Source organism: Paenibacillus sp. LS1 (genome assembly GCF_026013365.1).
Lineage (GTDB): Bacteria > Bacillota > Bacilli > Paenibacillales > Paenibacillaceae > Paenibacillus.
In genome coordinates this window covers 496,326-512,724 of sequence record NZ_JAPDOE010000001.1, presented here as the reverse complement: position 1 = coordinate 512,724, position 16,399 = coordinate 496,326, and the positions used below count along the sequence as shown (strand labels likewise).

At 44.4% G+C, this 16,399-nt stretch carries 11 protein-coding genes; 3 read left to right on the top strand and 8 right to left on the bottom strand.

Annotation, left to right across the window (positions count from 1 at the left end):
- Nucleotides 1-14: 14 nt before the first annotated feature.
- Complete coding sequence (locus OM416_RS02110; RefSeq protein ID WP_264926551.1) at nt 15-629, top strand: TetR/AcrR family transcriptional regulator; 615 nt, start codon at nt 15-17, stop codon at nt 627-629.
- A 167-nt stretch (nt 630-796) separates the two neighbouring features.
- Here OM416_RS02110 and OM416_RS02105 read toward each other — a convergent pair whose 3' ends face one another.
- The 5 genes from OM416_RS02105 to OM416_RS02085 all read right to left on the bottom strand — a co-directional run bounded on the left by OM416_RS02105 (nt 797) and on the right by OM416_RS02085 (nt 6,353).
- Nucleotides 797-2,062, bottom strand: a complete 1,266-nt coding sequence (locus OM416_RS02105) for a choline esterase (RefSeq protein WP_264926548.1) — start codon at nt 2,060-2,062, stop codon at nt 797-799.
- Nucleotides 2,063-2,173: 111 nt separating this feature from the next.
- Nucleotides 2,174-2,821 (bottom strand): response regulator, encoded by a 648-nt coding sequence (locus tag OM416_RS02100; protein ID WP_264926546.1) that lies wholly within the window; start codon nt 2,819-2,821, stop codon nt 2,174-2,176.
- Nucleotides 2,818-4,041, bottom strand: coding sequence for a sensor histidine kinase (locus OM416_RS02095; protein WP_264926544.1), 1,224 nt, complete (start codon nt 4,039-4,041; stop codon nt 2,818-2,820). The genes OM416_RS02100 and OM416_RS02095 overlap by 4 nt, the downstream gene beginning before the upstream one ends.
- A gap of 364 nt (nt 4,042-4,405) precedes the next feature.
- Nucleotides 4,406-5,263 carry a DUF421 domain-containing protein gene (locus OM416_RS02090; RefSeq protein ID WP_264926542.1) on the bottom strand — a complete coding sequence of 286 codons (858 nt, stop codon included), beginning with the start codon at nt 5,261-5,263 and terminating at the stop codon, nt 4,406-4,408.
- Between the two features lie 163 nt (nt 5,264-5,426).
- Entirely contained in the window at nt 5,427-6,353 is a 927-nt protein-coding gene (locus tag OM416_RS02085; protein ID WP_264926540.1) for a glycoside hydrolase family 43 protein, read from the bottom strand.
- Nucleotides 6,354-6,622: 269 nt separating this feature from the next.
- Between OM416_RS02085 and OM416_RS02080 the strand changes: the two genes are divergently transcribed.
- Complete coding sequence (locus tag OM416_RS02080; RefSeq protein ID WP_413775741.1) at nt 6,623-7,981, top strand: alkaline phosphatase; 1,359 nt, start codon at nt 6,623-6,625, stop codon at nt 7,979-7,981.
- A gap of 177 nt (nt 7,982-8,158) precedes the next feature.
- On the top strand, nt 8,159-8,611 hold the full coding sequence (locus OM416_RS02075) for a hypothetical protein (protein WP_264926536.1): 453 nt from the start codon (nt 8,159-8,161) through the stop codon (nt 8,609-8,611).
- Nucleotides 8,612-8,701: 90 nt separating this feature from the next.
- Here OM416_RS02075 and OM416_RS02070 read toward each other — a convergent pair whose 3' ends face one another.
- The 3 genes from OM416_RS02070 to OM416_RS02060 form a co-directional block, all read right to left on the bottom strand.
- Nucleotides 8,702-9,589 (bottom strand): cation diffusion facilitator family transporter, encoded by an 888-nt coding sequence (locus tag OM416_RS02070; protein WP_264926534.1) that lies wholly within the window; start codon nt 9,587-9,589, stop codon nt 8,702-8,704.
- Between the two features lie 268 nt (nt 9,590-9,857).
- The gene (locus tag OM416_RS02065; protein ID WP_264926532.1) at nt 9,858-14,924 is read right to left on the bottom strand and encodes a hypothetical protein; all 5,067 of its coding nucleotides are present in this window, start codon (nt 14,922-14,924) and stop codon (nt 9,858-9,860) included.
- Between the two features lie 263 nt (nt 14,925-15,187).
- Nucleotides 15,188-16,396: an SGNH/GDSL hydrolase family protein gene (locus OM416_RS02060; protein ID WP_264926530.1), complete on the bottom strand. Its 1,209-nt coding sequence runs from the start codon at nt 16,394-16,396 to the stop codon at nt 15,188-15,190.
- Nucleotides 16,397-16,399: the final 3 nt, after the last annotated feature.

Sequence of the window (16,399 nt, the reverse complement as noted above, 5' to 3'; positions counted from 1 at the left end):
AGGAGTTTTTTTGAATGAATGATGAACTTATTGTGACAACTCAACATCGTAATCGAACCAAGGAACATCTAAAAACTGCTCTGATTCAGCTCATTAAGAAGAAAGGCTTCCATGGTGTTTCTGTCAAAGACATCGTTGATCAGGCGGGTTATAATCGCAGTACATTTTATTTACACTATCAGGATAAGTACATTCTCGCCGAAGAATTGCTGAGTATGACACTCGAAGGATTGAGGTGCGCCGTAGGTAAACCCTATTGGCATGGTCAAAAGGTCTTAACAAACAAGCTTGATGTCGAATCTTTTCAAATCGTGGATTATATATACGAACATCGTGACTTCTTCGAACTGATTCAGTACGATGATACGTTACCTGGTCTGCATACAGGCTTTCCACAAACCATACTCAAAATCTATCAGGAGCAATTTGTCTTTGAGACGATCAACAACTCCCCAGTTAACATGGATTATTTTAAGTACTATACAGCATACGGTTTTTTTGGACTATTGAACAATTGGATATTAAGCGGATATCGTGAGTCACGTGAGTCATTTATCAAGAACGTGATTGAACTCACCAAAACGCATATTCACTCTTTTCATTATGTGGGTAACAAGTATGATTTATGATCTCGAATCTGTTGGATGATAGAAAGACCTTAACGTTTCAAAGTAAACGTAAGGTCTTTTTACATTTTGGTTTCAAGAGTCCGGAGTTAAATCTCGTGCGGTTATATCCGTCCGCCCTCTTCTCTCGTTACCCTTTCCAAACTCCAGGCCAATCAATGCTAAGGCTTTTAAGGTTTTTTAATCATCTCTACGCCGTCAAAGGTAAGGCTGTCAATATCCGTATCCTTTTTCAACATATATTTATCAAAGAACGCCTTTGTATAAGAAGTGATAATGTTGCGCTGTTCCATCGCGTCCCGGGTTCCTCTGGCTGCTTTATCCGTAGTTGTAAACAAGGAATCGGAGAAGTCACCATGGACTACATTATCAATAATGGCAAAATAGGTGTCCTTGCTGTTGGATTCAAGCAGAAATGCATTCGTATTATAGGCAAGCACGGTGCTGAGCTGCATGAAGGGTTTCTTAAAATCGCTATCCAGGGCACCTAACATATTACCGTCTAGATTCACAGCGCCGACAAATCGGTCATCGTCACGGCTAACAATCGCTGCTGTCGTTCCTCCGAAAGAATGTCCGAACACACCCATACCGAGGTCAAGCTGCAATCTACCTTTAAACATGGATTCCATGTCACCTGTATTCATTTTGTATAAATTATCTGCAACATATCGAATATCCTCGCTCTGTAAAACGGCATATTTTGCAAACTTGACTGCTTCAGGCGCCGAAGTTAATTTGCGAGCAATCTCAATAGCTTCTTCTTCCTCAAGCTTCTCTGTCACAATTTCAGGTGGAGTTAGGGTGGCCGCTTCCATTCCGTATTTCGTTACTTCGTCCATAAATTCATCTGACAACCCAACCGTTCGTCCATCTTTAAGTTTGTACACACCACTTTCGGCATGACCGATGGATACCACAATGTAGCCGGCGCTTGCCAGGTCTTGAGCGAACAAAGTACCTTGTTGCGGGTAAGCGCCTGCGCCATGAACAAAGAATAAAACCGGATACTGTTTTTCCTTTTCAGACAAGTCCAGATCGTCGTAAGACCATGTCTTGAAATTGGAATCAAACAGCTGCTCACCACCCGCTGTACCCCCTAATTTAACTAGAAGCTCATCTCTCAGTGAATGAAACTCTGGAAATGCATACTCTGCCGTTGGCTTGCCCTCATTGCTGTCGGACGGATAGAAAAATAATGCTGTCAGTTCTCTTTCTGAATGGTTGGATGCTGTGTACTTGAAGTCCATCTGTGTACGCCCGACCGTATAACTTCCCATCGGTTTTGGAAACTCATTCTGTGCGGAAGCAACGTTATTGGAAGTTTTTGGAATTCCCTCCTGTGTGGAAGTCCCGCTATTAGTGCTACTACAGGCAGAGAGCATGGTCAGTGAGAGAACAGTTGCCAGAATCGTTGTCAGTCTTTTTTTCATCATTTTTCCTCCAATTTGTGTTCATGCATCTATCATAAACGGAGGAGAACAATAAAAAATCGTACAAAAGGGCAAACCCAAATGTACGATCGGGCAAATATATGAATCGTTCGATTATAAATGCAAGATTCCACGTTCCACCGCGACGGCAACGGCCTGCGGTCTCGAATCTACACTTAATTTATTGTAGATACTCGTTAAATGAGTCTTTACAGTCCGTTCGGATATGCCCATATCGAAGCCGATTTCTTTACTTCGAGATCCACGGGCTATCGCTTGAAGCACGATCAGCTCTTTGTTTGTAAGTGATATTTTCGATGAGGGTGACTCTTTCCCCTTTTCTGATGCCTTGTGAGCAAATACTTTTTCGCTGATCTCTGGTAATAGCAACGTTTCACCCCGCATCGCTGCATCAATCGAGCGAAATATCATCTCTCTTCCCGTGTCCTTCAGTAAATACCCTTTAGCACCTAATGCCAGTCCGCGGATCATCATCTCATCCTCGTTATATGTAGTCAAAATAATGACCGGTATATCGACTCCTTTAGCTTTGAGCGCTGTCATGGTATCTAAGCCGCCCATTTCAGGCATGTTTAAATCCAAAAGGATAATGTCCGGTTTGTAAGCGTCCACTCGTCGAACCGCTTCCATACCGTTGGATGCTTCTGCGACAACCTCGTACCTTTGATTGGTTTCCAGGATCAGCTTAAGTCCCTCACGAACGACGAAGTGGTCGTCCACGATAAGAATCCTAATTGTCATACGTTGGTGTCCTCCTGTTGTAATGGAATGCGAACTGAAATGTCGGTTCCTTGTTTTCCACTTTCAATTTTGATCTCCCCACCCATAATTCTGGTTCGTTCATATAAGCCAATTAAACCATAACTGCCAGATTGTTTCTCGATCAGATTAGTATCGAACCCTATTCCGTCATCCGCAATGCTTAGCTCAATGATGTTTTCGCGTGCTACAACCACAACCTCCACGTTCGTAGCATTAGCATATTTTGCTGTATTGGCCAAGCATTCTCGGATGATATGTAAGCTATGTTCGAAGATCAACTTCGGCACCACATGATGGGCGATCGATAACTGAGTGGCAATACGAATCCCTGTCATATGTGAGAAATGTTCAGCCTCTTCCTGTACCGCTTTAGAAATATCTATGACCTCTGCAGAATACGAACGCAAGTCGTCAATTGCGCTTCTCGCTTCTGAAAGCGTGCGCTTTGCTTGGGCTTTCGACAACTGAACAATCTCGTGGGCACGATGGTTATTATCATTTTCCAAATGTGCATCCACGGCATCAAGCTGCATGATAAGACCTGCGAGCCCTTGTGCCAAGGTATCATGTAAATCGCGGGCCATCCGTTGACGTTCATTGGCAATCGTTAACTCCTCCACTTTCCTGTGCGCTCGTTCCAATTCATGTAAAAATGACTGGGTCCGCAACTTGGCACGAACTTGTTTATAGAATAAAGAAGCATAGCCGATTACGAAAAACATGACGAAGAAAAGAGATGGTACCGTAGAAGGCAAATCCTCGGTAGTCCCGATCCAAACCAGGGAGACAGAAAACAAGGTGCAATAAAAGGTACATACTAGGAGCACCTTCATCCGTTGAGCGTATACGCCAATGCTCTGCCCGGCCAAAGCCGTCAATAGGCTTACAAAGATGAGCGAATGAGCATTAGGCATAAATAACGCACACCCCCAGACAATACCTCCTTGTGTCACAAAATAAATCCAGGGTCTTCGATCAACAACGTATCCGGCATACCAATGCAGCAGAATGTGAACCAGAATGAGAGCTGTAAACATCATAAATTCAAACCATGTGGGCAACATCGGTAGCTGGGAGTACAATGCAGAAAAATAAATCAGAATGCCCCAGATCAAAGCAGGCAGACGAGAATCACGCAAAACATCCTGGATATCAGATCGGGAACTTGTATACGGTTTGTTTATCAAATTATCACTCATACTTGATCACCTCTATCAGGTACTATTTAGAAAAACAGCCTCCCTGGACACAAAAAAACGGTACATGATTGTACAGATCATTGACTCACTCAATCTATGTTAATGTACGAAGTGTCAATAAGTCCAATCCAGAAGGTAATGAAATAGATTATCCTTCTAACAATTTCAACCAATATTTATTTAATAATGTGACATTTCCCGAACAGTAAAAAAAGCCGCTATTATAGCGACCTACAATAGGGCCATTTTCTGTCCCTCCGATATAAACGATTTTCACCAGTCTATGTAACTTTCCGAATCTTCACTTGCTGTAGGTAGAAAGCGTACACTCATCCCATTAATGTTATTGGATTAAGGAATGTATCTATTGTTGTTTTTGATACGCATGCATTGCAGTTTGAAATTGATCTAGCGCTTCCTGATACTTCAGCCGATCCTTATCATTTAATGCAAGCTGCTTACGCATGTTCAACTCATCTTGCAATTGTTTAACTAACTCGGTTATTTGATCATTAGGGTTTGAATTTGCAGACTTAGGCAAAAAATCTTGACCCGTCTGTACAGAGAGCTCTCCGTTACTTTCCACCTGTCCGATGGTCACTTGATTCAATGTCACACCAAGCTTGCGAAGTTCTTTCTGGACCCAGTCTTCACTTAATCCTGCTTCTTTTAAAATTCCAGGCAACATATGCCCATCCATAATGATGGTTTTTGGTTCTTTCTCTGAGGAAATATGGTAGCCTAACGAATCGGCGGTAAGTGGCTGATACTCTTTTTTCAGCATAACATTGACCTCTCCGCTCTGTTCCATTACAGCAAACTCAACATCGGCAACTCTATACACATCTTTTTTTCGAAGCTGCTCCAAAAATTCATCAATTGTTAATCGTTCTTTCTTTAACGCCTTTTCGATGACTGCTCCATTTTCAATTAGTATCGTTGATTTCCCATCAACAATATCTCGAAACTTTTTACTTTTCAACGTTAAAAACTCCGCTCCTGTAGATACAGATACCCATACAAAAAGTGCCACAAAACCAAGATACCACTTCGTATCCGTGTCTAAAGAGATGTATCCTATCAAATTCCCTAAAGTAATACCCGTAATATATTCAAACAAAGATAATTGAGAGATTTGACGCTTGCCCAAAATTTTTGTGATTAAAAATAAAATAGTTACAGCAGATAAAGTTCGAAATGCAACTTCCGCCCATTCTGGCATGTTAGATGTTCCTTTCATATTACGATTTACAGGTTATCGTTACCAAGAGCTATAATTTGTATTCATAGGTTAAAACAAGGATGTCCCCCGCCATGAGCATATCGGGAGACATCCTTGTGTTGTTGTGATCGAAATAAATATTGTTCCGAGAAGCATCTGATGATTATCCGAAAGCCGCTAGAAGCCGGCTACATTCCTCGGCTGTGATTGGCAGGACGCTCCCATGCCGCTTTTGAGTCATTCCCATATCAAAATCACCTTCAGGCACAATCCGGAATTCTCCGCTTCCCAGATCTCTAGTCAACAGAGGAAGATAACCCTTACCTTCTGCAAACCGATCAACAATCAGGCACCATTCCTCCCGATCATTGAATTTAAAGATTTGAGGTCCCTCAACACCCGCCAGAGCCTCCAGTACTGGAGCTTGAAGCGTATCGAACGCCTCTTTGTCGAGAGAGTCCCCTTTTTCTACCCGAATGTTTTTGGTCGTTTCATCCTTGGAGTACCGATAGTAAGCACTGGCAGAAGGGAGAATCGTTGTATCAATAATATGATTATCCCGCTCTATGTACTTTTCCGATGCGGAGAACGTGCGAAAATCTTTTGTACGGGCGCTGTATATTTTTTGCTTTCGTTCATGCTCGTGAGGTTCCTGTGTCGCGGAAGCCCAGAATACGAGAAACTCATCTGTTGCTTCATCATACACCGCTTCCGGTGCCCAAACACATCCGGCATCCTCTATACCCAATGTAACGTTCCATGGGGATGACCAGTTCACAAGATTACTGGATTCCCACACGATGACGTCACGGCTCCCGGCATGAACGGCATGAGTCCATCCTTTCCCGCTAGCAATGCGGAGATCCGTAGCGATCAGATAAAATTTATTATCTTTGACCGACCGAACCAGAAACGGGTCCCTTACCCCCTTTTCCCCAAGGTCGGAAAACAGTACAGGTAATCCGCCATGAAGGTCCTTCCAGTGAAGGCCGTCCTTGCTATAGGAGAAATAGACTTGCTCTCCGTCTGGCTGTTCGCCAATAAAATGTACAAAGAGATACCCATCATAATTTGGAGTTGTTTTGGACAATGGTATGAGCCTCCTGGAAATGAATTTTGACTTTATGGTAGTTATCATACAAGAATGAAAGCGTTCTACTTATGTTTTATCATACTTCAAAAACACGGGGATGAGTATATTTTTGTACTACAATGAAGCCATCTCCTTATTTTGTTTTTACTTCAGGTATACAAAAAACCTGGTTAGCATTTACAAATAAATGATAATCTTTTTAATGTTGAACAAATGAATATAGATTCATGCATTCATGTTTGAGATATAACGAGGAGGAATTATTTGTGAAATTATCCAAAAGAGTATTACCAGCGGTGGCGCTAACTCTGGCTGTATCAGCTTCTACTTTGTTGTCAGCCGGACAAGCAAGTGCCGTTCAAGCCGTAAGTGTGGAGAAAAAACAGGTCAAGAACATCATCTTCCTCATTGGGGACGGTATGGGAACCTCTTATACCTCCGCTTACCGTTATATGAAGGATGATCCTTCGACGAAGGGCATGGACAGAACTGTATTTGACCCTTATCTTGTGGGAGCACAAATGACCTATCCGGATGATGACAAGCAAAATGTGACGGATTCTGCTTCCGCAGCAACGGCTATGTCTGCAGGCGTAAAAACCTATAATGCGGCCATTGCTGTAGACCCTGAACAGAAAGAAGTCAAAACCGTACTGGAGCAAGCGAAAGAAAACGGGAAGTCCACGGGGCTCGTGGCTACATCGGAGATTACTCATGCCACACCAGCTGCATTCGGTGCCCATGATATTAGTCGGAAGAACATGGATGCGATTGCAGATGATTACTATGATGAGTTGATTAATGGCAAACATAAAGTTGATGTGCTGCTGGGTGGAGGGAAATCCAATTTTGTACGTGAGGGTCGTGACCTGACGAAGGAGTTCCAGAAGGCCGGCTTCAGCTATGTGACGGATCGCTCCGCTCTCCTTGCCGATAAGAATCAACAAGTTCTTGGACTGTTTGCGGATGGAGGAATGGACAAGCTTATTGATCGCACTGCCGCAACTCCATCATTGGCTGAGATGACAAATACAGCTATTGATCGCCTCAGCTCTAACGACAAAGGTTTCTTCCTTATGGTCGAAGGCAGTCAGATCGACTGGGCAGGTCATGATAATGATATCGTTGGCGCGATGAGTGAGATGGAGGATTTTGCAGCAGCATTTCAGGCAGCCATTGATTTCGCCAAAAAAGACGGTGAAACACTTGTCGTAGCTACTGCCGACCACTCCACGGGCGGACTTACTCTAGGGAAAGATGGAGAATACAACTTCTTCGTAGACCCGATCAAAGCTGCACTTCGTACTCCAGACTTCATGGCAGCACAAATTGCGAAAGGTGCTTCAGTTGAAGAAACACTGAAAAGCTATCTGAAACTGGAGTTAAAGGCGGAAGAGATTCAATCGGTGAAAGAAGCAGCCAAAAGTGCGGATGTAACGAAGATTGATAATGCCATTGAAGCGATTATCGATAATCGTTCGTTTACGGGCTGGACAACAGGTGGTCATACAGGCGAAGATGTTCCGGTATATGCCTACGGCCCGGCAAGTCATCGGTTCTCCGGGTTAATCGACAATACAGATAACGCAAAGATCATATTCGATATTCTCAAGAAACATCAGTAATCCAATTCTCAGGATCAGCCCTTCTCTTCTTTTATACGAAGAAAAGGGCTTTTTTTCATTTCTGGAGAGAGCGTTGCATGTACCCTGATTTACTATGATGCATTATATCCTTGGTGATGGGTACCTTAACATAATCATCCGTGCAATCATGGGATTTTATATATGGAGGAGAAGTGCATGTTAGGAAATATTCTGTTGGGTATGGTCATTCCCATTATATTGGGTATATGGATTCTGCGTCGGAACTTTACAATCTTTATTCTATATTATCCACTTGGTGTGGCCATTGCAGCATGCATCAACAATATCGGGTTTAATTACTTCTGGAATATTCTCCCGAATACTCGTAACCAATCCTTTGCTGCTCTTCCAATGGATCTTGGAGTCTATCCGATCGCTGGCTGCTTGATGATGTATGCCATCTTAGTCAAAAATGCCAATCCATGGTTGGCTATCCTCGTTGTATCATTGTTGCTGACATTGATAGAATGGCTTGCCAAAATGATGGGGCATGTCATTTATTTTAATGGATGGAATATTCTTTGGACCTTTTTGTCATACCTTCTGCCATTTGTTCTTGCTTATGGATACAGTAAACTATTGAAGGTATACCAAGTGAACGTTCACTGAAGCGATGAAAAATGAATATCAGCAAAAAACCAGTGAACTGTAATCTCATTCACTGGTTTTTTACTGAGTCTCTCTTTTATGTTCCTGATATTAAATGCACTCTTTCAGCATATCAGGTTCCACATGAACGTGAACGGTGTATACGTCATGTTCCTCCATCAACTCGTTCTCTACGTCTGTACAGATATCATGTGCTTGTTGAAGGTCCAGGCCAGCATGGACTGTTATGACAACGTCTACTACGACGTTATTACCATAATTCCGCGCTCTTACGTCTTTAACCGTCTCTACGCTGTCAATTCCGGCAATCGTCTTTTTGTACTCCTGAATAAGTTCAACATCAAAACCGTCGGTCAGATGATGCGTGGCTTCCTTGAAAATGTCCCAAGCGGTCTTGCAGATCAGGAAACCTACGATCACAGCAGTTACAGGGTCAAGCCATGGAAGGCCAAATTGGGAACCTACGATCCCGATTACCGTACCGGTACTTACCCAGGCATCGGAAATATTATCACGAGCTGCAGCCATGACCGCTTGACTTTTAATGCGGGTAGCCAGTCTCTTGTTATAGCGATAGACCAGATACATGATAACCGCGCAGAAAATACCTGTGTACGCGGCGATGATATCCGGAGATTCATGCGTACCCTGAAACACAGAACCAATGGCTTCAAACAGTACTTGCAAACCTACCGCCATCATAATGAAAGAAGCAACTAGTGATGCAACGGTCTCTGCTCTCCAGTGACCATATCTATGATCTTTATCCGCTGGGCGTTGGGCAAACTTCAAACCAATCAGTACGGCAATGGATGCCACAATATCGGTAGCATTATTTAATCCATCCGCCTTGAGTGCTTCTGATCCGGCCATGTTTCCAATGACCAGTTTTAATACCGTCAAACATATGTAGGCGATAATGCTGATGACTGCTCCGCGCTCTCCCAACTTTAGATTATCGTATTTTAGTTGATCCACAATGAATATCCCCCTGCTATCTTCATTTCTAGCACGTTTATGATGGTATCATTGAAGATTTGTGTGGGTCTAGAGAAACGTTTTAAGTGTTGCGAAACATAATCTGAATGCGGCAAGAGTTTTACGGGAATCCAAAAAAGTTGGATCTAGCAAACTTTAGTGTTTAATGTGTGATTGGTTGTTATTTATGATATATAACTAGACCTATGCCCCTAGACAAAAAGAGCCGAATGGATCGTTCTCATCCACTCGGCTCTTAGGGTTATTTTTATTGTTCAGAAAGTGTTGGCTCACCTGGCGGCTCATTTGCAAGCAGCTCTGAACCATCGGATTGCCGTTCGAACATAACTGCGTCAACTCTCGTATAGATCATATCCGCAGGAAGCGTTGGCGGGTCTACCGTTGTAGGCGTAACCCTAGTTAACCTGACATACTCGCTGCCGTCACCCGTAAAGTCGAACGTTCCCAGATTAACCCAACCCGATGAGCCGACCGTTGCATCGATATAGGTGATTTCGGTACCCGTCTTGTGCTTCACTTCCACTTTGACATTATTATCGTTTGCCGTCGTATGGACGAGCTTGTAGATCGAGACCGTATAGTTCCCCTCTGGGAACTGGCCTTTCCACGTTGCAGATGATCCTTGAACGGTTGAGTATCGGGATTTAACCCCAATTTTGTATCCGGCTAAATTGCTTTGACTCCATGACCCTTCTGTCGTATATAACCCAGTTGTATTCGTACTATCGACGATAACCGTTAGGTCCTTGATCGTGATGTTCAAAGGTGGTGTGGTTAAGGTCACTCCGTCAATCGTGATCGTAGCCCATACCTCAATGTGATCCGTATCCCCATCGAGATCGAGCAGAGTCAATTTACCATCGCTATCCACTTCAGCCAGATCCGTACGATCAACGAAATATTGTACATTGGCCTGTGTTAGATCACCAATCAAACCGTTATCCAAATAGCCGATTACACTCAGTTGTGCGTTTTGAGTCATCTGCAGCTCGTTCCGATCGGACAGGATCAAGACAGACTCCAATTGGGGGATACTGTTCGCGTCCACCCACATGATTGCATCGGCAATGACCCTGGACTTATTGGCCTTATTGGTTAGTTCCACGTACCCGCTATCGCCTGCAGCAAAAGGATAATTCCCTAGGTGCACCCAAGTACCATTCGCTGCTGTCTCATCAACAGTAACTGTCTCGGAGCCCCCGCTATAATAAACGGTAAAAGAGGCATTCGTTGCCCAATTTTCACTCCTAGCGGTGATTTGCGGAATCTTGTAATACACACTGTAAGTGACACTTTCCGGCAGTTCAGGCCGCCATCTCATTTTGCTTGTCGCTGTGCCGGTCGTAGATTTGGCATACACATAATTATCATAATAATAGTCGTTAGCCGTCGTATCCCTTATCCAGATGCCTTCTGTCTCGGCCTCCGTATTATCCACAATGATAGATGAACTATCCTGCCCATCGGGTTGGACTGGAGTTTCGGTTACCTCATCAGGCAGATAAAGTGTCCGCTTGCGGGTCTGTTTCCCCTCCGATTCCACATAATACGTAAAGGTTTGGGATACATCATTAACCCGTATCGACCATTCCATCGGGTATATCGTATCGGGAATAGTTGTATACGTTGCCCCGCCATCCAAGGAATAATGGATTGTCGCGGGTTTTGTCGTTTTTGCCTGCACATAAGCATCGTAGACCGTTTCGTCAGGCTTGACGAGCAGCATGCCTTTAACTGCATCGATTGGACTGTGGGTATCAAAGAAATAACTTGCATCCGATGGTTCAGCCGTTCTGACCTGATGCAGCGGTACATCAATGTTAAGTCCTTCTACAATGATCGCGGTGATTCCCTTGCTTGAAACCGTGGCTTGAATGATTCCGCCACTCATAACCGTTTGCTCTGGTGTACCATTGTCGCGGATGATTGTTACGGTGTAATCCTGTGCCGGGTTGAATCCAATGATATGTTCATTCAATTCGATCGGAGTTTGAACTTCTTCTGACGATGCATTGCTTAACCCGATGTAGAATTTATCCCCGCTCTCACCCGTTATCCAGTTCAATTGAGGATGGTTGGTCTTAATAATCCCCTTGGGCATCCAAAGCCAAACGTCGGAGAACCCATAAAATTGACCTGGTTTATTCCCATAGAGGTGATATTTGAACCATAAAAAATTCGTTTCAAATACGGAAGGAAATGTAATACTCCCGTTTGATTTCAACGATTGTTCGCTAATCAAATAATCCATCGTTTGCCCCAGCTGCCCCGGGATATGGTGATAATAGATAGATGTAGCCCCACTTGGGCCTTCCAGAGGAAAGTCCGGTTCAAGCTGGCTAACGGCGAAGCCTTTATAATAATAGCCTGGATAGCTGGAATATCGACCAATAACCGCATTATGAGCAATATCTTGCAGTAGTTTATCCCCTGTATAAAGCGACAATCTCAGCATGAATGGCGCTTCCTGAGCATTCATCCGATAATAGCCGGTTGTACTTCCTGCTTCAAACGTCAATCCGCTCGGTGAAACCAGCCAACGCTTCGCTTGAACACCTCCGGTAATATCTTCGGGAAGCTTGAGTCTTGGATATTGAAATTTACCACTTTCCGGCCAATGGAACGACTCGGCGTAATTATATGTCTCCGGCTGAGGAATCGTAACGTTACCTTCAGGAACTGGACGAGCAACAAACATGGTTGCATACCGTTTGGCTTCCTTATAGGCGGCATCCAAGTATTTGGGATCCTGCGTTTCCTCATATAGCTCCAAGATCTCCATCCACAGCTTGCTATAATAATAAATGAACTCATTTTTACTTACATCCACGGATGCAGGCGTATCGATATGTTGCGTGATATAGCTGTCGGCTGCATCTTTCGCAGCTTGCAAATACTGCGCATCTCCCGTCATCCGATACATCATCAGGGGCTGAATAACAGGCCCCCGGTCTTTCTGATCTGGGTCACGCACGAGGTACTCTTCCTGAGCGAGTGCACCAATGCCTGCCGAATTGCCCATCATCTGATGAACAGCGGCTACACTTGATACATCAAACGGCAGAGTAGCCATTTTCCATAAGGAAGGCACACCGTATACTTTCTTCTGCGTTGGCGACCAACCAATACCATTACGCGATACGCCATACTGGACGGACGGTAGTGCTCTCGTATCGTAAAGCTGGTCGTCCCCAGTTAAATAATAAGCTCCCAAAAGAACCGCATTTGAGCTTGTTCGAACGCTGTCCTCGTTTTCGATATCAATAAAGCCCTTGGCACGGCTCCACCACCCGCTGGGTGATGGGACATAATTAACAGAGTCATCCCCTAGCGGCTCTATCTTAAGCAAATCGATCATATTAAACATCGCGTCAGTAAGCGACTGATCTGATACATTTTCCCGGTATGCTGAATAATCGTACTCATTGCGTAGAATATCCGCGTAAGACTCATACAGATTACTTTTTTGCGCGATTAGCCCCATATGAAATTGATAGGTACTTTCTGCGGTCATCTGCGAATAAGTCCCCAACTGAGGGGCGTAAATAATGGGCTGCACGCTGCCTTCGTTGTTGACCAAGCTCATACCAAGCCGTTGTTTTGTAACGCCTCCCGTCGGTTCAAATTCAACCGGAAGCTCTTCCGAAGGTACAAATACACCATACGTCAATGGATTTCCCGCACCATCCTTCTTCTCAACCAGACTCATCGGAGCGCTCAGTTCTCGCAAGCTTGTGGATTCAACCGTACCTACCATTTTGGCATGCGACCTGAATCCATTTAACACTTCATTGATGCCCGTGACAGACTCTGTTGTGAAGGACTGGTATCCAATCACGTAGTTACCGTCGCGGCGAGGCGTGAAGGCAAAGGAAACATCGGGTGTATCCTCTGCCATGGACCAGTTCACTTCAAAATCGTAATCACTTCCATGCGAGGAATCGGTTAATACCGCCGTGTGACTGTCTGGAAAATGGACTCCGTCGAATGTAATCCAGCGTTTGTTCATCGTATCGTAGTAATTGGTTCTGCTGCCCGCATTCCCATCCAATAAAACCCATTGCTCCTCAAGTCTTTCCGATTCATTATTTATTGGAACCCAGTTTCCCGTGTCCGTGTTTTTGTAGAACATGTCCCGAACGATGGATTTGCCTCCATCCCATGCTGCCTCATAGAAGGTTGCCTTATAGTTCGCATTTTCGATGCTGCCTTTCTCCGTGTAACTGAGATTCGCTAATATGCGGCTTCTTAGCGGGGGCAGCGGTGGTGCTTGTTGACGGATATTCCCCTCGAACTTGACTGCATCGGCCCGCGTAATAATTGTACCCGTAGAAGGCTGTGTTCGAGTCAGCCTGACAAATTCGCTATCATCACCACTAAACTCATACTCCCCCAAATCAACCCATCCAACGGATGGACCTGACGAAGGTCTAAGATCCAAAAATTTAACATCCGTAATCCCGTTATGAACAATCTCAATTTTCACATTACTATCTGCTTTATCCGCCCAATCCAGCTTATAGAACGATATTCTCGCCGTCCCTGCTTCCAAGCGTGGATTCCAGGTGATGCTTCTACCTACAGCGTCTGTAAATTTGGAACTGGAATTATTGTATCCCTTCACTCCTGCACTTGTCGTCCAATAAGGAGCGGAGAACCCGTTACTGACGTTGCCTGAATCAACAGTGACGACATTATCAATTGTGAGGCTCCCATCATCAATGATAATTGTCTTATGTGGCTCTTTCTGCTTTATATTCCCTTCGAACTTGACCGCATCCGCGCGCGTAAGGATCGTGTTTGTGGTGCCGGTAGACCGGGTCAATTGAACAAATTCTTCGCCAACTCCAGAAAAATAGTACTCTCCCAAATCAACCCACCCTGCTGGAGCACCAGATGAGGGTCTAAGATCCATAAAGACTACATCCGTTGTTCCATTATGAACGATCTCAATTTTCACATTGCTATCTGCTTTATCTGCCCAGTCCAGCTTATAGAACGATATTTTCGCCGTTCCTTCTTCCAAGCGTGGATTCCATGTTATCGTCCTGCCTGCTGTACTTGTATATTTGGTGCTGGAAAGATCATACCCCTTTACCCCTGTGCTTGTAGTCCAATTTGAAGCCGAATATCCGTTGTTCTCGTTACCCGCATCAGGTGTCACAACATCATTAATCTTAATGCTACCGTCATCGATGATAATGGTCTGATAAGGTAAGGTCTCCGCATAAGCGGCCCTTATTCCGATCAGGCTGAAAGGAACTACGATCGTCAACATAAAAACGATTGATAAAAACAGCTTCCTTTTGACCATACAATTCACAGCCTCTCCTCATAATGATAACGCTTTCAAAAATGAGTTGCCTTTTGCTCAAATGATTGTAAAAAAGCAATTAACCTTCCCCTTCTGCCTAATCCCGCTCTGTCGTTTTTATCTTAGCATGTTACATCACGGTGAAATTTCTTTCATTTTAAGAATTTCTTATACGATTTTAAGTAAAAAAAAGAAACCTACATCCTAATTGATTGCTCAGTTGCAGTCAGATAGAATATAGGTGTTCCAAGAGGACTAATCAATTATAATGGAGGCTGCACCAATAACAACTTTCCAAGCTGAATGACCGTTTGATCGTACCAAGCAGGATGCTGCCGAACATGCTCCATACTTCGTTCATTGCCGACCGCCTCAAACACGGCCGCTTTGTCAGTCTTCTCGTGATCGATCTCGAAGTGAACTGTATGTTTCCCATTAGGTAGCTCCGGTAAGAAAACATATTGATTTCGATTATGATCGTTATATGAAGTGAATCGATCGATAAGAAAGGGTTCCCCCTCATTCACAGTCACCTTCAATCTGCCGGAATCCGGCCCCCCAATATCAAATAAGCCGATGTGGGTTCCCTCAAACTGCACTGTGATCGTCTCTCCGGGATCAACTGCTCGCCATAGACCGGGAAACAACCATTCATACTCACGCACTAAAGGAAAGTCATCAGAGGTCACGTAAGACCACCCTGCGGAAAAATGAGTAAGACGATCCAGTGGCAGCATGGTTGCATACTCCCAAGGATTGGCCGGGACCAAGGGGTCCTGCGGCAAGTGATGTTCGACTTTTCCCACGTGATCTCGTAGTTCACTGATTTTCTTAAATGACCGTGTGATTGTGTCCGTGTAAATCTGGTGTCCTTCGGGAATCGTCGGATGGATCGAATCATGCGTAAAAATAACGGCTCCGGGAATGGACACGTCTGCCCTTGAAGTAAAAATAAGTTTTCCTTCCGATACCAATTGACTGACGGCTACGCCCAGATGAATCGAAGGAATGCCGTAATAGTCGGCGACTTCCTCTTGCATAAGAGCTCCCTTCTGGTATTCGCCGGATTGAAATGAGGTCAAATCCCGCTCCTTAACCGTATATACAAACAGGATATCGGTAAACCGGCTGTGCTTGCGAATTTGTCGGACAATGCCTTCGATCCGCGCCTTGGATTCGGGAACTCCGCCATCGTTGCCAACAAATTCAACTAACACGAGATCAGGCTGATGACGCAGTACATCTGTCTCCAAACGGGCGCAGCCGAGGTCCGATCCTGTCCCATCAATGGCTGCATTCACAGAGCGGATATCCGCATGGGGATATTGCCCTCGCAGCCAATCCGCCGTCATGACCCTGTATCCTTTCGAACGTGTATTACTGCCGCCAAAATAGACGATGGTCACGGTTTCCCTATTTTCCAACTTCTGAATGACATTAGGCAGCCCCCTTCGTGGGAAAAATTCCTTCATCTC